The organism is Synechococcus sp. KORDI-52 (genome assembly GCF_000737595.1).
GTDB lineage: Bacteria > Cyanobacteriota > Cyanobacteriia > PCC-6307 > Cyanobiaceae > Parasynechococcus.
In genome coordinates this window covers 2,304,037-2,325,193 of sequence record NZ_CP006271.1, presented here as the reverse complement: position 1 = coordinate 2,325,193, position 21,157 = coordinate 2,304,037, and the positions used below count along the sequence as shown (strand labels likewise).

Here is a 21,157-nt window from a genome sequence, read left to right as displayed (position 1 = left end):
GCCCCATAGGGTGACGAGAGCGGTTAACCCTCCAGCTCCGGTGCAGCACGACGGTTCGTTCAACCCAGAGGCCCGTTACGACGCCGTGCTGGTGGGTGCCGGAATCATGAGCGCCACCCTGGCGGCGCTGCTGCATGAACTCGATCCGCAGCTGCGATTGCTGTTGGTGGAGCGCCTCGAAGCGCCTGCCCTGGAGAGCAGCGCGGCTGTGAACAATGCCGGCACCGGCCATGCAGCCAACTGTGAGCTGAACTACACCCCGATGCAGGCGGATGGCACCGTCGCGACGGCCAAAGCTGTGGCCATCAATGCCTCGTTTGAACGAAGCCTAGAGTTCTGGAGCTCGCTCCAGGAACGGGGTGACCTCGACACCAGCAGCTTCCTCCACCAGGCGGCCCACATCAGTGCCGTGTGGACGCCGGAGAACATCGCCTTTCTGCGTCAGCGTTACAGCCAACTGAAGGACCTGTCGGCCTTTGCGCGGATGCGTTGGAGCGAAGACCAGAGCGAGCTCACCGAATGGATGCCCCTGGTGATGGCGGGCCGTGATCTCAAGCAGCCGGTGGCGGCCACCCGGATTGATCGAGGCACCGATGTGGACTTCGGCACCCTCACCCGGGCCTACCTGATGCCGTTGCAGCAGAGCGGAACGCTCACTGTTGTCTATGGCTCTCAGGTGCAGGACCTCAAACGGCTGCGCCGCAGCGACATGACCGAGGCCGACTGGCGTGTGGTGCTCAAGGGGCCCTCCGGCAAAAAAGAAGTGCGGGCCCCCTTTATTTTCCTTGGTGCTGGGGGTGGTGCCCTGCCGCTGCTGCAACGCTCCGGGATTCCAGAGGCGGCTGATTTCGCGGGCTTCCCGGTGAGTGGCCTCTGGCTCGTTTGCGGTGATGCCCAGCTGGCCGATCGTCAGCGGGCCAAGGTCTACGGCAAGGCAGCCGTGGGGGCCCCACCGATGTCGGTCCCCCACCTCGACACCCGCTGGATCGATGGCAAGCGCTCGCTGCTGTTCGGCCCGTTTGCGGGCTTCAGTAGCAAATTCTTGAAGCAGGGCTCCCTGCTGGATCTCCCCTCTTCCGTTCGTGCCACCAATCTGGTGCCGATGCTGCAGGTGGGCGCCACCAATCTCGAACTGGTGCAGTACCTGATCAATCAGCTGCGCCAAAGCCCTGCCGAGCGGCATGAGGCGCTGCAGCAGTTCATGCCCACCGCTCGCGCTGAAGACTGGACCCTGTCGGTGGCCGGCCAGCGGGTGCAGATCATCAAACGCAGCAAGCAGGGCGGACGGCTGCAGCTGGGCACTGAGGTTGTGGCCTCCGGTGATGGCTCCCTGGCGGCGCTGCTGGGGGCCTCCCCGGGAGCGAGCACAGCGGTGACGATCATGTTGGAGGTGCTGCAGCGCTGTTTCAAGCAACGGCTCGACAGCGACGCCTGGCAGCAACGGCTGCAAGCGCTGTTGCCCAGCATCCATGACGACCCGCAGCAGGACCCGGAGGTGTTGAACCGGATGCGGGAACGCAGCGATGCCCTGCTGGGGCTCACCGCCTGAGCGTCATTCCCCCAGATTCACCAACACCACCCCGGCGGTGATCAGGCCGATGCCGACCAACTGGGCGGGCTGCAACATCTGGCTGTAGGCGAAACGCCCCACCAGCACGATCACCACGGTGCCGATGCCGCTCCACAGGGCATAGGTGATTCCCAGGGGAATGCTCAACACCACCTTGGAGAGCAAGGCCATCGCCAGGGCGTAAGCGCTGAACACCAGCAGCGTGGGCAGCGGTCGGGTCATGCCCTCTGACAAGCGCAGGAAGGAGGTGCCGATCACCTCCGCGCTGATCGCCAGCAGCAGCAGGGTCCAGGAATTGCTCATGACCATTGGTGCCGCTCCTTAGGATCGTGGCAACGACGCTTTCTGGACCCGAGACGGGATTCCGCCGCTGCATGACCGACGCTCCCGTCTCACGGATCCGCAATTTCTGCATCATTGCCCACATCGACCACGGCAAATCGACCCTGGCCGACCGCTTGCTGCAGGACACGGGCACCGTGGCCAACCGGGACATGCAGGACCAGTTCCTGGACAACATGGATCTCGAGCGAGAGCGGGGGATCACGATCAAGCTCCAGGCCGCCCGGATGAATTACACGGCGGCTGATGGACAGGAATACGTCCTCAACCTGATCGACACCCCTGGCCACGTTGACTTCTCCTATGAAGTGAGCCGCAGCCTGCAGGCCTGTGAAGGGGCGTTGCTGGTGGTGGATGCCAGCCAGGGTGTGGAAGCCCAAACCCTGGCCAATGTGTATCTGGCGCTGGACAACGATCTCGAGATCATCCCGGTGCTGAACAAGATCGATCTTCCCGGTGCAGATCCGGATCGGATCAAGGAGGAAGTGGAGGCGATCATCGGCCTCGATTGCGACAACGCCATTCCCTGCTCGGCCAAGACCGGCATGGGTGTGCCCGAGATTCTGCAGGCCGTTGTGGATCGGGTGCCTCCACCGAAGGATGCGGTGGAGGAGCCCACCAAGGCGTTGATCTTCGATTCCTATTACGACCCCTACCGGGGTGTGATCGTCTACTTCCGGGTGATGAGCGGCCGCATCAACTGCAAAGACAAGGTGCTGTTGATGGCCAGCAAGAAGACCTATGAGCTCGATGAGATCGGGATCATGGCGCCGGATCAGAGGAAAGTGAATGAGCTCCACGCCGGTGAAGTGGGCTACTTGGCGGCGTCGATCAAGGCCGTGGCCGATGCCCGTGTCGGCGACACGATCACCCTGGTGAACGCACCGGCGGATGAGCCGTTGCCGGGTTACACCGAGGCCAAGCCGATGGTGTTCTGCGGCCTGTTCCCCACCGAGGCTGATCAGTATCCGGATCTGAGGGATGCTCTCGACAAGCTGCAGCTCTCCGATGCGGCGCTGAAGTACGAGCCGGAAACCAGCAGTGCCATGGGCTTCGGCTTCCGCTGCGGCTTCCTCGGCTTGCTGCACATGGAGATCGTGCAGGAGCGCCTGGAGCGCGAGTACGACCTTGATCTGATCGTCACCGCCCCATCGGTGATCTACAAGGTGAACATGATCGATGGCTCAGAGGTGATGGTGGACAACCCCGCCACGCTTCCGGATCCGCAGAAGCGTGAGTCGATCGAAGAGCCCTATGTGCGCATGGAGATCTATACGCCGAATGATTACAACGGTGCTCTGATGGGCTTGTGCCAGGAACGGCGCGGTGACTACATCGACATGAAATACATCACCACCGATCGGGTGACGTTGATCTATGAATTACCTCTCGCCGAGGTGGTGACCGACTTCTTCGATCAGATGAAGACCCGCACCCAGGGCTATGCCTCGATGGAATACAGCCTGATCGGCTACCGCAAGAACCAATTGGTGCGCCTGGATGTGCTGATCAACGGTGAGCGCGCCGACGCTCTCACCACAATCGTCCATCAGGACAAGGCCTACAACGTGGGCAAGGCGCTGGTGGAGAAACTCAAGGAACTAATTCCCCGCCAGCAGTTCAAGATCCCGATTCAGGCCTCAATCGGAAGCCGGATCATTGCCTCCACCAGCATCAGTGCCATCCGTAAGGACGTGCTCGCCAAGTGCTATGGCGGTGATATCTCCCGAAAGAAGAAACTGTTGAAGAAGCAGGCCAAAGGCAAAAAGCGGATGAAGGCCATGGGCAAGGTGGATGTGCCGCAAGAGGCCTTCATGGCTGTGCTCAAGCTCAACGACGGAGGGGGAAGCTGAGCTTCCTTCTCATCTCCATTGGACGGATCAACTGATGTTTTCTTGGCTCTCTGTTAATGAATCCTTGTCGACTTGGTTGTAATAACCTTGGGTGAGCACAGAAAGTTGTTCCAGCCAGGGTGACTCCAGGCCCAGGGAGGTTGAATTCACAATCAGCGCACGGTCTTCACCGTTGTGTTTGCGGTTGATGTTTCCTTCCGCATAGTGGTTTGCAGTGGGTTGATAATCCATGCTCGACCAACTCCCGCCATTGCGATCCCGGTTGGGCTGACCATCGGACATCAGGTAAAGCGTGTCTGTTTCGGTGTCGTCGAAGGCTTTTTGAATGGCATTCCAGGGATCAGTTCCCCCCCATCGGGTCACCCGTTCATTGTCCAAGGTGTTGACAAACTGAATGGCTGAGTCGCGTTTGCCTGAGTCCCCCAAGCGAACCAGTCCATTCGTCGATTCACTCCACTCCTTGTTGTTCCTGTAGCCACTGGAACTGAATGAGGTGAGTCCGATCTTGGTGTTGTTTGGCAGCTGCTCAAGAATCATTGTCATCTCACTGATCAAGGCTTCCATGCGCGTCAGGGCGCAAATCCGTCGTGTGTCCCGGTAGCGTCCTCGGTTGGGGTCATAGAAGGTGCGCCAAGAGCCATAGCCATCACCCCACATCACGCAGGCACTCATGGATCCTGATCCGTCGATCACAAAGCGCACATTGCTGCTTGTGATGTTCTGGAAGAAGGCGCCGGTCAGCGGTCCCCCCTGGCCCTCGTCTCCAAAGTTCTCCACGCGCTTATCGGCGCGTGCGAAGGCAGTGAAATACAGGGGTTGATAGGTCACCTGTCGATCACCCACCCCAAGCTTGTTGATAAAGCTTTCGCTAATGGTGTCTTCTGCTTCGGTCGGGTCAATGAACTTCACCAACTTGTAATTGGTGTCGGTTTCTACGCGTAGCGCGGGTTGGCGTTCCGAACGGCTTGGGGTTTTGCCGGCGGTAAAGGTGAAATCTGTGCTGTTCAGAATGTCAGCCTTGGTGGGGCCATCTTCTTCACACACAGTGGCCAGACTTTCACCTTCTTGGAGTTCGCTTTCCTTACGGCAGGGAATCGCACCAACGTCTTCGAGAACGCGGGAAAGAAAAACGCTGGCTGTCTCATTGTATTTTCCATCTGGGTCCAGGGGTGCCCCGCAACGCTCGATCGTGAATCCCCCTGATCCGAGGCTCATGCCGTAGAGAACAGGTTCATTCAATTCAATCATCTTCACGCCGAAGACGGGCTTGAAGGGACGATTGCCGGCAAGAGCCTTGCACTCGCTCACCAAGGTCGTGTAACGGCTGTCACTCAGGTTGATATGCGCTTGATCGTCGCTGAATGCCTCTGATTTGTTGAGCACAAGGTGCATGCTTCTCTCAATTTCTGAGCGCATCAGACGCATCCCGTTGGTGGAATTCTGACGCAGCGTTGCTTTGTCTTCGGTTTGATTGATCAATGTGCCCGTGGAATGCAAGGCCACTCCGGAGGCCATTGTTAATACGGTTCCGACTGTCGCTGCAACGACCATTTCACTCATGCTTGCATAACCGTTGCGCTTCGACTTCGGTTGAATTCTGCTAATAACCGGTTTTGGCTGCATGACGCCTTCATTGCTTCATATTTTTATTGTCTTCGATTGTTGTGCTGATGATCTGGGTTCGGCGTGATGATGTTCTGAGGAGTGTGTGAGAGTGTTTTACTCCATACAGCTTGAGGTTGATGCATCCCAACTGCCTCTGGTCACGGTGCCGGTTCCTGAAATCTGAACGCAGCGCGTACGCAAGCGTTGCTCCTCTGTGTTGGTGGATCGAATTAAAAAAACAAGGTTGTCTGACATGGTGCTGGTTCCAGGAGGCGTGAGTTCGTAATTCGCCAGATTCACGCTCATTTCCACAGCCTTTGACTCTGTTGTTCCCTCGCGATCGAGCAAGCGCAGTGATCGGTTGCGGATGATGTTGTCCTTGTCCGCCCCGCTGGTTCCTACTGCCAGTAAAGCTCCAATCTCAGGGCCGTAAGCACAGCCGCTGGAACGGCCAGCGGCCTCAATATCGCTGTTGCAACATTCCATCCGTTCCGGATGATCCTTCATTTCCACCAAATTGGCGGGGGCGACGAAGTTGTTCAGGCCATTTTGCCCAAAGTTCAAGGTGCAACTGGTCTTCTGCTGGCCAAGTTTGGCGCGTAGACCAAAAAATCCAGATTCCAACTGCTGGGTGTAGCGATCGACTTCACCCTGGCGCATGTTGCGCTGGTAGGACGGAATCGATGCGGATAGTGCGATGGTCATGATCACCATCGCCACAAGGAGTTCAACAAATGAAAATCCTGCTGATTTTGGTTTCATCGCGTCCTGTAACAGGTTGCTGCAAAGTTTGGGGTCATTTCAATGATTCGTTGTTCTGTTTTGACCTGTTGTTCGGGACCTTCAAAGCGATAGACAATGCGGAGAATTCCAGGGATTGAGATGCTATCAAAGCTGCGTTGAATCGTTGTGATGCGCAGTTCCGGCACAACCTTTTGGAGGTGACTGCTGAGTGCTGCAGGGGGATTGCTGCATGCATTATCCAGAGCAGCTTGTCCTCCGTCGTCGATAATCCATTGATCTGTGTAGTAGGAATCTTCTTTTTGCATCGCCTGGATATTGTCATTAATGGCTGCTTCAATCCGAGCACGATCAGACAATTTTGCACTACTGCTTAAGGCTGCTACAGACATCCGACTCACCGCCGCCATCGCCGTAGCAAGAAGCAATCCAGCAATAATCACTTCGATCAAAGTAAAACCATTGATTGGTTTGATTGATCGCTTCAGAAGTCGATAGCAAGAAGAGTTTCGCACGCTATGGCATCACTCGATTAACGCGGCTTTTACTATCTCCTTTTATAGTTGATTGCTATTGCTTGCACATTAATACCGCCTGAGGGTTGAATTACCAGCGCCTGAAAGTATCAAGGCCTGTGCCGCGGATGCCACGCGTCACCATTTGTCCATAGCCTGGAAAGTTCTGGTCATCCCATTTCCACTGCTCGTTCAGTTCACGAACAACAGTGCTGCTGCCGCTACTGCTTGTGATCAGATCAAACGGGCCAGCATCGGTGCAGATGCCGTCGGCCCAGATCAGTCCAGTCAGGCTGGTGTTGCTGTTCCCTGTTTTCACAATGCCGGGAAGCAGATGCACGCTGGCAGCAGGAAGGCTGTTGCCGTCAAAGGCAAGCACATACTGATCATCGTCCGGTGAAACTGCGCAGCTGCGCACACTGCTTGGTTTGGGTGCCCCCGACACGATAATCAGCTGCTGCGCTTGTCCATTGCAAGTGTCTTCGCCGGCGTTTACCCCACAGAGCTGTGCACCGCTCTCAAGGTTTATGCTCCCCGTGATCCCGGGTTCAGAGGGGTCCACGGTGGAGGTACCGGGGTATTCCAAATGCAGAACGACAGGGCGATTTGCACTGGTTTCGATCAACAATCGTGTTTTGGTGAGATTGATATGTTCCACAAAAACGTGGCAGTCGGCTCCTGTTCCCTGGCAGAGTTCTGCCTCACTTAGTCGGATCACAGAATCGGCATTGTTGACCAGGTCATCCCGTTGATCGGCGTCGGCTGAATCCACCTCCCGACTGCAGACGATGGACGAGCAGTTCGTTAAAGCATCTGTGTCATCAAAGCTCCAAATTCGGACTTTGTCGGAGCCACTTGCTTTGTCCTGGGTCAGGCCGAGGTTCCACAATGTGGTTGTCGGCAATCCCTTATCAAGGATAGGTACGATTCTGCTATCGAGGTTTGTGTTTGTGGCGCTACCACCCACATCTTCGAGCAGATTGGTGGCAAGGCATCCGTTTGCGTTGAGATAGCGATCTGTAGAGTTGACGTTCAGTAAAACCTTGCCGTCCCCTGCAGATCCGTTACTTGTGAGAATTTCGGTGTCTCCCAGGGAGAGTGTCTGCCCTGCCAGGACGGCCCAATCTCCTTCTCCGGCAACGATTGAGCTCACATAGAGCGAACGAAGCAGGAGGGTTCTGGCGAGGTAGCCCTTGTTCGCTTCATCCCCATTGCGTACCACAAGTCCCTCAACCTGAAAGCGACCTTCTCCTGCTCCGTTGTTGTTGGCAGTTGCAGTTGTGGTGTACCCGCGTAAGCGGTATTGCAGTTGAATGTTGGCTTTCCCGTCATCCCTTTGGCTTGATGCACTCTGCGTCAGAGCGATGTAGGGAGGTTCTCCGTTGCTTGAGCTTGCCGGAACGGCTTCAGGCAATGGGCTGCGACTCGTGCAAATTTCTCTTAAAGGAAAATTTACCTGGTTTGACGCATTCCATCCCCATTTTTCGCTTCCTGAACTGTCAATATCTCCGCCGTGGTGATCGAGAGTGAAGAGGTATCCTTTGTAATTGGTATTGTCATCGTTGTTGAGTTCGCTGAGGATTCTATTGAATCCATTCAGTGCAGCCGTTTCGGCCATTTGCTGGTAACTTTCAGCAGCTCCAAGCTTTCGCGCCATCAGTTGACGATGCAGCAGTCCAGTAGCTCCAGCGACTAATACCATTCCCATCATTAAAGACACCAACAATGAAAGTCCTTCATCCTGTTTAGGACTTTTGCGAGATAAATTCTTTGTGCAAGCAGAACTTCTCAATTTCATTTATCCGCAGTTGGGTGATGAGGCAGCAGAGGTGGAGCTGCCCTTGTTGATGGCACTGGCGCCATTTGTTAAGTTAATACAAGCAATGATATTGAGTGTTGGTTTATCATCACGTGTTGCAGTGATGGTGTAAAGGTTAGAAGCATTGCTAACAGAAACATCGTAATAACCGCCAGCCAGAGTAATTGCTTGAAAATTGTTATTTGTGGCTGGACCATTGTCTGTCATGACGGCACTCGTGTCATTGAGATCAGCCCAGCTGTTGGGTAGAACCCCGAATTCGTCGGCATAAGCTGCAATGGTTGTCTGAATTTGTGAAATTGTTGAAGCTGCTTCATTTTGTTGTGTTCGATTAATACTGCTCTGGAAATTTGGGATGGCGATGGCAGTGAGTGTGCCTAATATCACAACTGATAATAATGCTTCTATGAGAGTAAATCCTTGCTCGTCTTGCGAGTACATGCGCTTCCACAACCTCTTTGACATTGAAATAATAGACCTTCCCATGCGGCTTACTATGAGGATCTGATTAGTCTTGTCTGTGAATTTTTTCAATGCTTCCCGCACTTTTTTATTTTTTAAATTAATAATCTCTATGTTCGTGATATTAAATCTATTGGATAGAGAAATAAGGGATTACCACAGGCCCAGATTCAAGGTAGAATGAGCTCTTGTATGGCAATTAATGCATTAAAATGAGTGCTTTTTCTTAATGAAACCAGCTTGCCTTGGAATTGCTTTGATTTATTTTATCGGTTATTGTTGATAGATCATTGTTAAAGAATAGTCCGATCAACTAGATTTGACGAGGCAGTGTTAAGAGTGAAGGAATTAAACAGCTTTTGATAGAGCTTGAATCTTATAACATTCCCTGGAGATGCCTCACTTAATCCGGCCTAGCTTAAAGAGAGGAATTTGTAAGGTAGTTGAGCAAAAATAATAAATAAATCTCTTGATTAGTCGTCATCTATATTTTTGAAAAGCTGAGATGTTCAAACAATAAAGTAATTCTGGTTTCAGCATAGTCGAATCGCTTTATTAAATAGGCCAGTCTCTTCTCCAAAATGACGATTCTTAAAATCTATTTTATGGTTTTTAGCACCAAATATAAGAGTGAGGTATAATAATTGTTGAAACATTTACATCCGAGCCACTATTAAATGACAATTTTATTTGATTTCCTGAAGCCACGATATCTGTAGAGATAAGAGCCGATTGAGCTGTTCTATCGTAATCAGTTATGTTGAAGTTTTCTGTCAGCTTGCTTGGGTGGCTTTCAAGTTCGTGCAAAAGAGAACTTCCAAGAGTATTGGTTTTGCAGTATTTTTTTAGGGATGTCAAGTCATATTTTTGTTGGTAGATATGATCTGAACGGCATTCATCTCTTTTGTCTATATACTTGTTTTTTTCACAAAGATGAAAGAATGAAACTTCACGTATTTTTTCTATTCTTGAAGCGATTGCTTGATTAATTTTTGAATTTTGAGTTGCGTTTACGGCTGTATTTATTGTGGGGTTCGAGAATTGTGATATTAATGCAAATGCAGTTGATAATAAAGAGGAACCCAACAGTAAGTCTATGCTCGTAAAGCCATTTATGCTGTTGCTTTTAGTTCTGGACATCTCCATTAACTTTTTATCTTAGATACTGCTAGCCTATTGGTGCGCGAATCGACCTTTATTAGTATTTAGTGAGAGTCGCTAATGCAGTATATGATAATAAGATGATTATTCAATATTTTTGTGAACCTTTTCTTCTCTGAGGGGGGGGTATTTAGAATTCAAAGTAATTGCATTGTAATTTTAATTCCCCTTATAGTCGAGGTCGCAGATATTGACTTTGGTTGTTATTAATTATGTTGAAATTTTCTGCTTGCTTGCCTCTATTCATTGACCTTAGTGGCCTGGAGATCTTTTATCATGTATAATTATTGCCTTCTTAGTAGTCAACCTTCTCTGAGTTTTTATGCAGAACTAACATAATTCAAATTTAGTTAGTCTTTGCTTTTTGTTAATAGACTTTACTCTTTCACGCTAAAAAAATTCTCTTTTTTCAATTGCTCGATATATTGAAACCTGATTTAGGAAGCCTCAAGAAATATTTGTCCTTATAAATTTAATTTGCTCAATTTTCTGTCTTCATTTTGCTATCTTTGTCGACTTGCTGGTTTTCAAGATATTGAACGTTTTTATTGGAAAAGTGTCTTGAAAAAATTAAGACCAAAATTTTTTAAATTCGCTTTGCTAGTGTTGGGTTGATTCATTGCAAATAGTACAATTTGTTGATGCGTATAGAATTAGCGTAGGTCAATCATCTAAATCGTAGCGACTATCCAAAAATATAATTGAATCAATTCCTGCTCCAGAAAAAGAGCTCGCGGAACCATTTAAATTATAGGTCAGAGTGCAACTAGTCTTTGTACAACTTTGCAAGTTGCTGACATCTTCTTTATTGAGCTTTATATACACTATGTCTAGTCCACTCTCGTCAGTAATATTGATAGTGCCTGTGTCAACTACATACTGGTCATTCCCAGGCCCACCATTCATTTCGTCGTTACCTCCATTGCTAATTAAAATATCATCATCAGCATCTCCATTTATTTCGTCATCGTTATTTCCTCCTAGCAGGTAGTCATTCCCTCCACCACCATTGAGCTGAGCTCCGGAATCGGAATCGGAGTTTGAATCAGAGTTTGAATCAGAGTTTGAATCAGAATCGGAATCGGAATCGGAATCGGAATCGGAATCGGAATCGGAATCGGAATCGGAATCAGAGTCGGAATCGGAATCGGAATCGGAATCGGAATCAGAGTCGGAATCGGAATCGGAATCAGAGTCTGCATCAGCATCGGAATCATCATCGTCCTGGTTATTCCCTGCCTCGATGATGTCGTTGAAGTCCGAACCTATGATTGTGTCTCCACCACCAAATCCACATATGAGGCTCGCGCTAGATCCTGCAGCGCTCAGCGTTTCTGAATCTTCAGAACCCTCAACAGAAATCAAACCCTCGACTTGCTGGTTTGGAAAACATACACTGTTAGTAGTTGGAGCAGTATTGACTGTGTTTATACGAGAGTAAGCTGTAATTGTTTGAGAATACTCGTTATCTCCAGCTCCCATGAGACACAAATTGTACTCAATTGAATTTGCTTTCGCGTTGACAGGGCTGTTAATTGTTAAGGAACAGGATTGGCTCTCCTTCATACCGTCAGTCAATAATTCTTGACTTAAAGGTTCACCTTGTTTGTAATAACCGTTTTCGTCAATACTAGGCCCACATCTCCACAAGCTGCTCTCGCCAACCCAATCTTTTGATCCTGATTCATTGTCTTGGGTGTAATATATAGAGGGATCATTGCTTGATGTAGTAACAAGCGCGAATTTGAAATTACCAGGAATAATTGGTGTACTACATTGATTTAGGTTTATATCTGATGAATCCGTCGTGACAAACCTGCTTTGCGCGATTTCCGAATTTATAAAATGAGCAGCCCGATTCCAACGCCTCCTTGACCTTTGGGAATTTGCTAAATTTTCACTTGTTTCCGAATTACTCAGCAACAGTGAAAGTACAGCTGCTAAAACTATTGCACCAATCGTGCTTGAAACAAGCACATCAACAAGTGAGAAACCTAATTCAGTTAGTTTTCTGCTTAGAAGATTTTTGTAAAATCGCATATTCCTGAGGAAGATCGTTTGCCAGCTCCTATAACGGCAAGCGGAGCTGTGAGCTTAATGCAACGGCCTGTTTCTTCAGGCGAGTCATTTGATGTAAATACAACCTGTCCTGAGGTTGTGCTAGTTCCTTGTGGTGTAAAGATCCATGTCGTGGGACCACTGTGATTGTTAATGGCTATTTCTCTAGAAGTTGTGAAATTAATGTCTAGTAATTTAGTCTGATCATCATCTCCGCATGAGCCTTGAATGGTTGCTTCCGTAAAATTCCATGAGGCTCTACAAATTACACTTTTCTGCTGTGCCTCTTTCCTAAGTTCTTCTAGCCAGCCAACAGTTAATTTAGTGGAACTGTTCAGTTCATTGTTAACAACGTAGAAAAGAAAGCTAGGCATTACTAATGTAACCATTCCTCCAATTATTGTAATTCCTATGAGAGCTTCAATTAGGGTCAACCCTATCTGATCGCAAGAAACTTCTCTCATTTGCACCACCCCAGTGCATTAGGCACGATAGTACTTGTCATTGGCGTTTTTGCTGCGTCGCTGCTTAGGGTCACAATTAATGAATTGCCATTTGCTGTGATATTTGAAAATATTGGTAATGAGGGGGACGTAGGATCATAATTTTGTAAATCAAAATCTGATGCTAGGTCTGGATTTTTATTTTGCAATCTCTCCAGTAATGCTAAGCCGAGGGTCTGATTGCTGCAATGGTCTTCTATCTCGGATTTATCATAATCTAGATTTGTATCTATGCTTCCGTCTGAGCAGCCACTAGTGCAGTGGAGTTTAAATGCTTCTTCACGTATCTCTTCCATCCTTGCAGCTTTTGCAAGCCCGGCCTTGGAATGAAGATTCATATTGAACATTCCATCATTTGCATTGTTGATTAAGCTCAACGTTAATGCTCCACTAATACCAACTAGAACAGCTCCGACCATAGTGTCAACAGTAAAAAGTCCGCTGTCACTCCTAAACGTTGACAATCGATTGGAGAGAGTTGCCAATTTTTCTACAGAGAGATGTTTTCTTATAAAAATTTTGTTTTGGTTTGGTCTCAGGAACATGGTTGGGGTGGTTTCTGTTGCTTCGTAAGATGCAGAATGTTAAAAGCTATTCATATTTAAAGTTCTAAATCCTGTCGTTCCTGCCGCCACAAAGGTCTTATTGCCTACTCTAAATTCAGGATAATATTCTTCAAGTTCTTCGCCCATGTTAATTGGGATAGTAATCCTTGCAACATTACTGTCTGACAATCCCCATTCTTTAGCCCATACTGCACCATGGAAATTTCCACCTGAACAATCACCGCTTGCGCAGCTGTAAGAAACATTTCCTCCACCACTAATTCCTATTTTTCCATCTGGGAAATAAGTCCAGATATTGTTTATTTTGGTTTTCCCTTTCAACGCTACTGTCTGATCATTGTTGTCGTTGGTATCTATCGGATTGCCAAATAATCCAACTTTTGCAGCGCTCTCTGTAAGCGGTATGTGCTCAATCTTGCTTCTACCTTTAAGACTTACTCCGTCGCCAACCACAAAAATTTGCACAGGACCTCCATTCGAGGTGTCGATTATTAATTGTCTGTTGCCGGTGAGATTTACCTCATTGACTTTGCATTGGGTCGTTCCATTTGTTACAACGCAAGAGCCGTTGAGGAGCTCGCTGCTCTTTGTGCTGCCTGATACTATTGTCGTATTACTGTTAATGTTGGCAGCATTCACCCCTTTAAGATTATCTGGAACTCTGGGCACCAGTGGGAAATCTGCAGAACCAAGGTAAATCTCTCCGCCGACGACCATATTGTTGCTTCCACCTATTACACATCGTTTGTCGTTTTCCGAATAATCTCTGATTGATGTATCATTATCAACTGAGCAATCACTGGGTATATTATTTGTACATTGTGAGCAAAGTATATTTCCGCTTGACCCGTATACATCATTGTTGCCCATTGTCATGTATTGTGCCCATAAGCCCGGGAAGCCATCAACATTTGGGCTATTCAATGAAGACTTACAATTTTTAGGAACAATTTGTACCTTCTGTTCCACAATTGTAGTTGCTGTAATGAAACTATTATTATTCGTTGCTGAACCCTTTACCCGAATTATAGCGGTTCCCCCAAAAATTGGATTTCCAATGAAATTATAATCGATAAGTTCAAAGCTTCCTGAGCTGCTCACATTGCCGTTCTTTGTTGGTATTCCAGTTGTGGAGTTGCCATCACATAAGCTCGAATTGATGGGGGGATTCCCCCAGTCACCATCCTCAACGACAAGGAGGTAGGGATACATGGAATTCATCTCCGCAAGAATTGATGATGCGCCTGCCTCTGCGGCTGCACGTGCTCCGTTCGATAAATTTTGCCTCACTATTGTTCTATTTCCATACTGAGCACCTGTTAATGTTGCCAGCAATGCCACCCCAGTAACGGTAGCTGTCGTTAGAGCCAATCCTGTGCTTATGGCACCTTCTTCGTAGCGGGGAGGAAGAAATGGCATGAATTCAGTTGAAATCCATTGGCTCTTGGGTCGTACTCTTTAAAACATGTCCCAATTTAGCTAGTCCTCTTGCCTCGCGCTCGGTTAATATCCTTTCTGAATGTGTTTCTACATTTAGTCTTAATTAATTGCTCAAATCAGCGGCATTATCAGCGTTTGGTGATTTGTGTATCAAAATTTGCATTAATTCAAATTTTCCCGGCAGTAGAAGGCCCCGCTCGAATGGCAGGGCTTAGGTTCCGAGCAGGTTTTTATAAAACCTTTAGTTACTGATGGCAGCATTCGTAGTTATCGTCACCGAAGTTCCGCTCACTGTTGCAACAGCGGCTGTGTCAACATCGAAAGCTGCCGTATCTGATGTGAAAGTCGCTGTACTACTGCAGGTACCAGTGACGTTCGTTGGTGTCGTGAAGGTGTCGCCGGTAATCAGTGAGGCAGCACAGCCGGTTCCTGCACCCTTAACAGCAGCTTCTGCAGCATTGATTTTGGCTTGGTCTGCAGCATCTAAGAGGCTCGGGAAGACAACTGCTGCTAAGACACCCAGAATGATCACAACTATCAGAAGTTCGATGAGCGTAAATCCCTTCTGAATCAGACTTTTACTATTTCTGGCTTTGAGTTTGGTGAGCCTTTGAAGGAGGCTTTTTTGCAGGTTGGTCCTGACCTGAGTCATGATTCAAATGGGGTTGAAACAGATGCTTTGCAGAGTACATCTATTGATGCCATGTAAACCTATCGTCTGCTTGTTGGCTTGACCATAAAACTGGAATGAAAGTTTCTTGAGATTGCCCTATAAACCCTAAGAGCTCGTTTAGGGGACGATCTGCGTTGGCCCTTCGTCTGCCTTCTCTGAAAATCTGGATTCAGTCCACCTGTCTGTTGGTCTTTTTTGGCGGCTACGCCATCCTTTTTGCGGTGAGCAAAACGGCTCTTGAGGCTGAAAGCCTCCAACACCACCAGCATCTTGTCTCCAGCGTGAGGCGTGGTTTGATTCGTCAATCGTTAACCCTGCCAATTGTCTCCCCCTTGGGCTTCCGGGCGGAATTGTTAAGAGATGCTGAAACTTCGGCGCCTTCGATGTACACCGGCCCAAAAGGCGCTGTTTGGATTACCAGTGTTTCGCCCCTCCCATCTGATGGTTCAAATTCTTTTTTAAGGGTTACTGAAAACGCTTCGGATTTCAACAAGTCTCATCAAGCTGTTCTCAACATGATGATTTTTACGGCGTCAGCTTCTGTTTTGGTCGCTGCGCTCTTGTTGCGCCTTGTGATTTGGCGTGGCTTGGTCATCCCGTTGAATGACTTATCGCGTGAAATGGACTGTGTTGAAGCTGATTCTCTTGGCTCTCGTTTGATTGATCTTAAGCTTCATCCATCTGAATTTCAACACATTGTTCATGCATTCAATGATCTTCAATCCCGCTTGTCTTCGTCTTGGCAGCGGGAGCGTCAGTTCGTGGACGGAGTTGCCCATGAGCTCCGCACTCCCATCACCGTTCTTACAAGCAGTGCCGAGAGACTTTTGGAGGAGGCTCCATGCAGCACGCAATCATCAATCGATTTAATCCTTGCGGAATCACATCGTTTGGCAGACCTTCTCAATGTGATGCTTGATTTTGCTCGTGTTGATGCAGGGCGGCTCGCATTGTCTATAGAGCTGATCGATCCTGAACTGTTTCAGATTCATGCATTTGAGCGATTGCAAGGTCTTTCGCCCCATCGGATTCGCCTGGCTGCTCCAACGCAAACTGTTGTTCCGATGATCCATGCAGATGAGCAACGATTGCACCAGTGTTTGGCCGCACTGGTGGAGAACGCGTTGCGATATTCGAGTGGGTTCGTTGATATGGCCCTGTCAATTCATCACGAGTATGTCGTCTTCCATGTGATTGATCAAGGCAAGGGTATCCCTGAGAAGGAGCGTGACAATGTGTTGCAGCGTTTCGTCCGTGGTACGACGTCGATTGGAACGCGAGGCAGTGGGATGGGTCTGGCAATTGTTAACGACTTAATGATGTTGATGAACGGGATGTTGGTGATAGACAATGTTCAAGCCGGAGGCGGTGATGTTCAGCTGAAATTTAGGACTTCGATGCCCCTTGAGTCGCCATAAAGCCCACTCCGCGAACCGTGAGAAGGAGTTGTGGTTCGCCATGGATGTCTAGCTTTTTTCTGAGATACCCCATGTAGACATCGAGCGTGTTGGGGTCCCCGTCGAATGGGTCTCCCCAGACGTTTCTGAGGATTGATTCTCTACTTTGGACTTGATCCTTATTTTTTACAAGGAAATGTAAAAGATCGAATTCCCTGTTTGATAGTTTGATGCTTTTTTCTAATCGTTTTACACTTCGTTCAAGCAGGTTGATCTCAAGGTTTCCCAGCTGGAGCCTGCTTGTTTCCTCTTGTGTTTCCTGATCATAGTCCACTCTTCTCAGTGCAGATCTTACCCTCGCTTTCAGTTCCTTGATGTTGAATGGTTTGGTCAGATAGTCGTCGACGCCACTGTCGAGTGCTTCCACTCTTTCATCAATGCCGTCCCTTGCGGTGAGCATCAAAATTGGCGTGATGTCGCTTGTCTTTCTGAGACGTCTACAGATTTCCAGGCCTGTGAAATCCGGCATTGTCCAGTCGAGTACAAGTAAATCAAACGTTTGTTTCCGGACATGCATCAGGGCATCTTGTCCGTTGTCGCAACCGACGCAGCTATAGCCTTCGTTTTCCATCGTTTCCACGAGGATACGCAAAAGCTCAGGATCGTCATCAACGATCAATAGACGTCTGCCTTCTCTTCCCACAGGATGATTTGCGTCAGAGTCATTTTAGTGCGGTTTCCAGGCGGGGAATGCTTCATGACGTGTTCGTTGAACTGGTATGCGACCTGATCCACAGCAGCGTGGTTTTGCCTTGCCGCTTGTGCTCGCCACCTCTGCAGTGCTGCTGCTCAGCAGCCTGTCGTTGCAGATGCTCGCCTCTCAGGGACAACAGCGCAGTCGTCAAGCGCTGATGACTGCGCAGCTGCGCGATGCAGAGCGCTCGGTCGTGATGCTGTTTCAGCAGCAGGCGGTTGGTCCTAACGCCTGCCTGTTGTTGTATCCCTCGTCGGAGTGGAAGGCTTCAGTTGTGTGTCCTGCTGCATCTCGCTCAGCGCTTCAATCTGGTCTTGTTCAGGACCGCCAATGGCAACTGTTGCATTGGCAACCTCATGGAGGCCATGGGGGGACCTTGCAGCTGTTGTGGAGTGATGGACGTCAAAGTCGTCTGGAACTGGGTTGGATGCCATGACGCTTTCGGAGGTTGTTGTTTCCGCTGTGATTCTTGGCGTGTCCAGTCAGGTGTCCCTTCAGGGCTGGTCGCGCGTCAGCCACGCTGTCGCCACTGCGGATGATTTCGAGCACAAGCATCTCTTGGTAGAGCAACGGCTGTTGATCACCTGTCGCCGTCTCGCGACGTCGTCGCTTGTGGATCCCCTCTGTCGTTGGAACCGTGAAGCGGTTGTCAATGTTGTCACCGATTTGCCCGCCGACCCTCAACTTTCGCTGTCTTGGACATTTGAACCTGCTTTGGATGGCCTCTGGTTCGCTGTGAGGGCTGCGGATCATTCGGCTTCCCAGCTGTTGATGCGAAGCCAGTTGTTCACTCCAGCTGGATTGGGCCACTGTGCTCGCGAGGGTGCCGATGCCAGCTGATTTCGTTGATGTCGATCGGGGTGGTGGATTCACCCTGCTGGAGTGTCTCGTGGCTGTTGCTTTGCTGGGGGGCCTGGCGAGCTTGTCGATGCCCAGCACCATGGCGCTGAAGCAGCGTTTGATGCTGGAAACCAGCCTGCGTCGCGTGCAGGTGGGGTTGGACCGGGGTCGGATTGCCGCTCGACGTGATCGTCAGCCCTGTGCCTTACGGCTCGGTCTGTCGGGTTGGCAGGCTCCGCTGCAGGGGCAGCTTCCGCCGTGCCGGCTGGCGACAACAACCCTGCACGAGCTTGGCGTTGAAGAGCTGCAGTTGCGATCCAACCTGCCGGATGCCGTTCGTTTCAGCAGCAGGTTTGGTGCTTGATGGTGGTTTGGTGATGTTGTCTCACCCCAGCGATCCCCAGGCGTTGTGTCTCGTGATTGGTCTACCACTTGGGATCAGCAGGACTGGTGTTTATCGGGGAGATCCAGGTGGTGTTTTGAACAGTGCGCTGTGCCACCCCAATGATGTGTAGGCGTAGGTCTCACTGCGATCACGGTTTCACCCTTGTGGAGTTGATGCTTGCGGTTGTGTTGGGGTGTCTGATCTGTGGAGTGGCCCTTATGTTGTTGTATTCAGAAACCCGTCACGGCATCACTCTGGCGAAACGGACGACATTGAAGCAGTGGCAGCGGCGTTCGCTCGATCTGGTGAAAGGCGATCTGGAGCACGCCTCGTCCTGGTAAATCGACCCTGATCCTTCTGCCCAATGGCCCTGTTCGCTTGCTGGTCGCCAACCGAAACTACTGATCCAACCAAAAAATGGATCTGCGCCTCTGCTCTACAGCCTGGGCCCTGCACCATCGCCGATCTGGCGAGGCACAGTCTTAATGCGCTGTGGTCCAGCCTTTGATTTAAACGGACGAATTCGGGTTGGCAGCCAGTATCAGAATCGTGTCGTTTTGGATGACGTGGGCTATTTTCAGCTCACCCAACCATCGGAACTGCCCCTCCTGCAGTTGACGCTGGTACAGAGCACCAGACTCGATGGACCCACCGTCAGCACCTCGGCTGTGGGCTGAACGTGGCATTAAGCGGTTGTCTCCTGCGGAGCTGTCAGAAAGAAAACAGCGAGAGCGATTTCTGAAAGGGCCAGAAAAAGATGATCGAGCCAACCAAATTCCACACCCATGCCCATGGCCGTGATCCAGCTGTTCACCACAACCATCACCACCGCAAAGAGGGCCAGCATCAGTGAGGGAACAGGTTTCAGCCATCTCCTTTGATCCCACAGCGTCCACAGCAAGGGGATCAAGACAAGGGTGCACAGGCCATGCAAGATCCGCATCGAAAGATCACTGTGCATGTGGGGCGTGATGGCCGCCCATAGGTTCACTGGGATCAACAGTGAGCAAAACACCAGAAACGTAATCATGGGTTCAGATGCACCGTGAAGCAACTGCCTACTCCGAGGCAGCTCTTGACTTCAATTGTGCCGCCCATTCCCTCCACAAACACCCGAACCAGAGACAGTCCGAGTCCTGTTCCTGTTTTGTGGGGGGCATTGCTCGCGCGTTGGAAGCGTTGAAACACCAGTTCGAGTTCCTCGGCAGGAATTCCGATGCCTTGATCAATGACATCGATGGCTGGCCCTTCAGCGTCCTCCCGCAGCACCAACTTGATCGGTCTGTCTTCCGGTGAGTACTTATGAGCATTCTCGATGAGGTCGAGCAGCACCTGTTGAAGCCTCTCCGGGTCGGCTTGCGCGATCAGTTCTTTGTTGTGAGGGAGCTCCAGCTGAAATGTGCGGGGAATGGTGTTGCGTGCAAGTGATTCCACTTGCTCAAGCTTCTCCACCAGGCAGACCTGCTCGTTTTCAATGGAGAGTTTCCCTGAATCACTTCTGGAAAGATCCAACAGATCGTCAAGAATGTGTCTCATCCGGATGGTTTCATCGCTGGCCGTCTGTAAACCTTTGATTTCATCTGCAGTCAGATTTTTGCTGCGTTTAATTGTTCGTTGTAGGTAGCCTTGCACGATTGTGAGCGGGGTTCGTAATTCATGGCTTACGGCGCTGACGAATTGTTTTTGTTGGCTCCAGGATTGAGCCAAGCGCTCCAGCAGTGCATTGAAGTTGTCTCTCAGTTCACCAACTTCCGTGGGGGCAGGGTCCACTGGCAGCGTTGTGTTTGAGAGGTTGTCAGCAGTGAGTTGTGCTGTTGCAAGGTTCAGTTGATCGAGGGAGTGAACAAGTCTTCGCACCACCCAGCTGACAGTCAGCAACGTCAAGGACAGGCAACCCCCCCAGATGAGAATCATCAGTGCTAAGTAATTGCTCAGAGCTTTCAAATTGTCCCCCACTTCAATCATCATCCAGAGCCGCGAACCGCCCGGTAGTTCTTTGATCAGCTCTGTGATGTATAGCTCATCATTGACTTCGATCGAGGCCTGTCGTCCGACATGGCGTTGTGGGTTCATGGCCATGGCCAGTTCCATCGAACTTTTCAGGCCTGATCCATGAACCTTTGAAAAAAAGAGATCGCCATCGGGTTGTTCAATCCAGACCTGCGTTTGCGTACCTGAGTGGAAGAGGAGTTCTTTCTCAAGGCCAACAGGATCATCAGCCAGCTCTTGGATGGCGTGTTCACAGTCTTCGATGCTCGCCCGGGCCAATAGGCGTTGATTGGCAAACATGTTGCGCTGACCCAGATACAGGCCCACAGAAGAGGCTCCCGTGAAGCCGAAAAACACCACCAAATAGGTCGCCAGTTGAAGCTGCCCCTGCAGGCTGCCCAGCAAATGATGTCGCCAGCGGTAAGGAGAACCCATGCTCCATTCTCACCACTTGGGCTGAGAATGCCCAGATCTCTCGCTGAGG

General features: G+C 50.0%; 22 protein-coding genes. 7 read left to right on the top strand and 15 right to left on the bottom strand.

Annotated elements, in window-relative coordinates:
* Nucleotides 1-40 precede the first annotated feature (40 nt).
* Nucleotides 41-1,549 carry a malate:quinone oxidoreductase gene (locus tag KR52_RS11850; RefSeq protein WP_038556176.1) on the top strand — a complete coding sequence of 503 codons (1,509 nt, stop codon included), beginning with the start codon at nt 41-43 and terminating at the stop codon, nt 1,547-1,549.
* Between the two features lie 3 nt (nt 1,550-1,552).
* Here KR52_RS11850 and KR52_RS11845 read toward each other — a convergent pair whose 3' ends face one another.
* On the bottom strand, nt 1,553-1,879 hold the full coding sequence (locus KR52_RS11845) for a multidrug efflux SMR transporter (RefSeq protein WP_038556174.1): 327 nt from the start codon (nt 1,877-1,879) through the stop codon (nt 1,553-1,555).
* Nucleotides 1,880-1,944: 65 nt separating this feature from the next.
* Between KR52_RS11845 and lepA the strand changes: the two genes are divergently transcribed.
* Nucleotides 1,945-3,765: a translation elongation factor 4 gene (gene lepA / locus KR52_RS11840; protein WP_038556172.1), complete on the top strand. Its 1,821-nt coding sequence runs from the start codon at nt 1,945-1,947 to the stop codon at nt 3,763-3,765.
* A gap of 27 nt (nt 3,766-3,792) precedes the next feature.
* On the opposite strand, the gene KR52_RS11835 is transcribed toward lepA, so the two are convergent.
* The 11 genes from KR52_RS11835 to KR52_RS13370 form a co-directional block, all read right to left on the bottom strand.
* Nucleotides 3,793-5,280 carry a vWA domain-containing protein gene (locus KR52_RS11835; protein ID WP_253912406.1) on the bottom strand — a complete coding sequence of 496 codons (1,488 nt, stop codon included), beginning with the start codon at nt 5,278-5,280 and terminating at the stop codon, nt 3,793-3,795.
* 204 nt (nt 5,281-5,484) lie between these two features.
* Nucleotides 5,485-6,132 carry a Tfp pilus assembly protein FimT/FimU gene (locus KR52_RS11830; protein ID WP_038556166.1) on the bottom strand — a complete coding sequence of 216 codons (648 nt, stop codon included), beginning with the start codon at nt 6,130-6,132 and terminating at the stop codon, nt 5,485-5,487.
* Nucleotides 6,129-6,626, bottom strand: coding sequence for a prepilin-type N-terminal cleavage/methylation domain-containing protein (locus KR52_RS11825; RefSeq protein WP_253912405.1), 498 nt, complete (start codon nt 6,624-6,626; stop codon nt 6,129-6,131). Before KR52_RS11825 ends, KR52_RS11830 begins: the two co-directional genes overlap by 4 nt.
* A gap of 91 nt (nt 6,627-6,717) precedes the next feature.
* The gene (locus tag KR52_RS11820) at nt 6,718-8,418 is read right to left on the bottom strand and encodes a hypothetical protein (RefSeq protein WP_253912404.1); all 1,701 of its coding nucleotides are present in this window, start codon (nt 8,416-8,418) and stop codon (nt 6,718-6,720) included.
* A 6-nt stretch (nt 8,419-8,424) separates the two neighbouring features.
* A complete protein-coding gene (locus tag KR52_RS13870; protein ID WP_253912403.1) occupies nt 8,425-8,991 on the bottom strand; it encodes a type IV pilin protein in 567 nt (188 codons plus the stop codon).
* A gap of 528 nt (nt 8,992-9,519) precedes the next feature.
* On the bottom strand, nt 9,520-10,047 hold the full coding sequence (locus KR52_RS14560) for a hypothetical protein (protein WP_156957744.1): 528 nt from the start codon (nt 10,045-10,047) through the stop codon (nt 9,520-9,522).
* 684 nt (nt 10,048-10,731) lie between these two features.
* Nucleotides 10,732-12,108 carry a calcium-binding protein gene (locus tag KR52_RS14685; RefSeq protein WP_162175633.1) on the bottom strand — a complete coding sequence of 459 codons (1,377 nt, stop codon included), beginning with the start codon at nt 12,106-12,108 and terminating at the stop codon, nt 10,732-10,734.
* Nucleotides 12,084-12,560, bottom strand: coding sequence for a GspH/FimT family protein (locus KR52_RS14555; RefSeq protein WP_156957743.1), 477 nt, complete (start codon nt 12,558-12,560; stop codon nt 12,084-12,086). Before KR52_RS14555 ends, KR52_RS14685 begins: the two co-directional genes overlap by 25 nt.
* A gap of 26 nt (nt 12,561-12,586) precedes the next feature.
* A complete protein-coding gene (locus KR52_RS14550) occupies nt 12,587-13,048 on the bottom strand; it encodes a hypothetical protein (protein ID WP_216725523.1) in 462 nt (153 codons plus the stop codon).
* A 165-nt stretch (nt 13,049-13,213) separates the two neighbouring features.
* Entirely contained in the window at nt 13,214-14,614 is a 1,401-nt protein-coding gene (locus KR52_RS14545) for a hypothetical protein (RefSeq protein ID WP_156957741.1), read from the bottom strand.
* Nucleotides 14,615-14,876: 262 nt separating this feature from the next.
* Nucleotides 14,877-15,287: a type II secretion system protein gene (locus KR52_RS13370; protein WP_051834370.1), complete on the bottom strand. Its 411-nt coding sequence runs from the start codon at nt 15,285-15,287 to the stop codon at nt 14,877-14,879.
* A gap of 155 nt (nt 15,288-15,442) precedes the next feature.
* Between KR52_RS13370 and KR52_RS11800 the strand changes: the two genes are divergently transcribed.
* Entirely contained in the window at nt 15,443-16,726 is a 1,284-nt protein-coding gene (locus KR52_RS11800; RefSeq protein WP_156957740.1) for a HAMP domain-containing sensor histidine kinase, read from the top strand.
* Here KR52_RS11800 and KR52_RS11795 read toward each other — a convergent pair.
* Complete coding sequence (locus KR52_RS11795; RefSeq protein ID WP_253912402.1) at nt 16,695-17,384, bottom strand: response regulator transcription factor; 690 nt, start codon at nt 17,382-17,384, stop codon at nt 16,695-16,697. The genes KR52_RS11800 and KR52_RS11795 overlap by 32 nt on opposite strands.
* Nucleotides 17,385-17,484: 100 nt before the next feature.
* Here KR52_RS11795 and KR52_RS11790 point away from each other — a divergent pair, with 100 nt between their 5' ends.
* From KR52_RS11790 to KR52_RS13365, 4 genes are all read left to right on the top strand, one after another.
* Complete coding sequence (locus KR52_RS11790; protein ID WP_051834368.1) at nt 17,485-17,895, top strand: hypothetical protein; 411 nt, start codon at nt 17,485-17,487, stop codon at nt 17,893-17,895.
* A complete protein-coding gene (locus KR52_RS11785; protein WP_038556155.1) occupies nt 17,892-18,299 on the top strand; it encodes a hypothetical protein in 408 nt (135 codons plus the stop codon). The genes KR52_RS11790 and KR52_RS11785 overlap by 4 nt, the downstream gene beginning before the upstream one ends.
* Nucleotides 18,289-18,663 (top strand): Tfp pilus assembly protein FimT/FimU, encoded by a 375-nt coding sequence (locus tag KR52_RS11780; RefSeq protein ID WP_051834367.1) that lies wholly within the window; start codon nt 18,289-18,291, stop codon nt 18,661-18,663. Before KR52_RS11785 ends, KR52_RS11780 begins: the two co-directional genes overlap by 11 nt.
* A 140-nt stretch (nt 18,664-18,803) precedes the next feature.
* On the top strand, nt 18,804-19,025 hold the full coding sequence (locus KR52_RS13365; protein WP_051834366.1) for a PilW family protein: 222 nt from the start codon (nt 18,804-18,806) through the stop codon (nt 19,023-19,025).
* A 344-nt stretch (nt 19,026-19,369) separates the two neighbouring features.
* Here KR52_RS13365 and KR52_RS11770 read toward each other — a convergent pair whose 3' ends face one another.
* Together KR52_RS11770 and KR52_RS11765 are read right to left on the bottom strand one after the other, a co-directional pair.
* Nucleotides 19,370-19,714 (bottom strand): hypothetical protein, encoded by a 345-nt coding sequence (locus KR52_RS11770; protein ID WP_038556151.1) that lies wholly within the window; start codon nt 19,712-19,714, stop codon nt 19,370-19,372.
* Entirely contained in the window at nt 19,711-21,000 is a 1,290-nt protein-coding gene (locus KR52_RS11765) for a HAMP domain-containing sensor histidine kinase (RefSeq protein WP_216725522.1), read from the bottom strand. Before KR52_RS11765 ends, KR52_RS11770 begins: the two co-directional genes overlap by 4 nt.
* Between the last annotated feature and the right edge of the window lie 157 nt (nt 21,001-21,157).

Bases quoted from the DNA above. Each gene is read 5' to 3' on its own strand.
- KR52_RS14545 (WP_156957741.1), bottom strand. From the start codon at position 14,614: ATGCCATTTCTTCCTCCCCGCTACGAAGAAGGTGCCATAAGCACAGGA.
- KR52_RS14685 (WP_162175633.1), bottom strand. From the start codon at position 12,108: ATGCGATTTTACAAAAATCTTCTAAGCAGAAAACTAACTGAATTAGGT.
- KR52_RS11830 (WP_038556166.1), bottom strand. From the start codon at position 6,132: ATGAAACCAAAATCAGCAGGATTTTCATTTGTTGAACTCCTTGTGGCG.
- KR52_RS14550 (WP_216725523.1), bottom strand. From the start codon at position 13,048: ATGGTCGGAGCTGTTCTAGTTGGTATTAGTGGAGCATTAACGTTGAGC.
- KR52_RS13370 (WP_051834370.1), bottom strand. From the start codon at position 15,287: ATGACTCAGGTCAGGACCAACCTGCAAAAAAGCCTCCTTCAAAGGCTC.
- KR52_RS11785 (WP_038556155.1), top strand. From the start codon at position 17,892: ATGACGCTTTCGGAGGTTGTTGTTTCCGCTGTGATTCTTGGCGTGTCC.
- KR52_RS11780 (WP_051834367.1), top strand. From the start codon at position 18,289: ATGCCAGCTGATTTCGTTGATGTCGATCGGGGTGGTGGATTCACCCTG.
- KR52_RS13365 (WP_051834366.1), top strand. From the start codon at position 18,804: ATGATGTGTAGGCGTAGGTCTCACTGCGATCACGGTTTCACCCTTGTG.
- KR52_RS14560 (WP_156957744.1), bottom strand. From the start codon at position 10,047: ATGTCCAGAACTAAAAGCAACAGCATAAATGGCTTTACGAGCATAGAC.
- KR52_RS11845 (WP_038556174.1), bottom strand. From the start codon at position 1,879: ATGGTCATGAGCAATTCCTGGACCCTGCTGCTGCTGGCGATCAGCGCG.
- KR52_RS11790 (WP_051834368.1), top strand. From the start codon at position 17,485: ATGCGACCTGATCCACAGCAGCGTGGTTTTGCCTTGCCGCTTGTGCTC.
- KR52_RS11770 (WP_038556151.1), bottom strand. From the start codon at position 19,714: ATGATTACGTTTCTGGTGTTTTGCTCACTGTTGATCCCAGTGAACCTA.
- lepA (WP_038556172.1), top strand. From the start codon at position 1,945: ATGACCGACGCTCCCGTCTCACGGATCCGCAATTTCTGCATCATTGCC.
- KR52_RS11835 (WP_253912406.1), bottom strand. From the start codon at position 5,280: ATGGCCTCCGGAGTGGCCTTGCATTCCACGGGCACATTGATCAATCAA.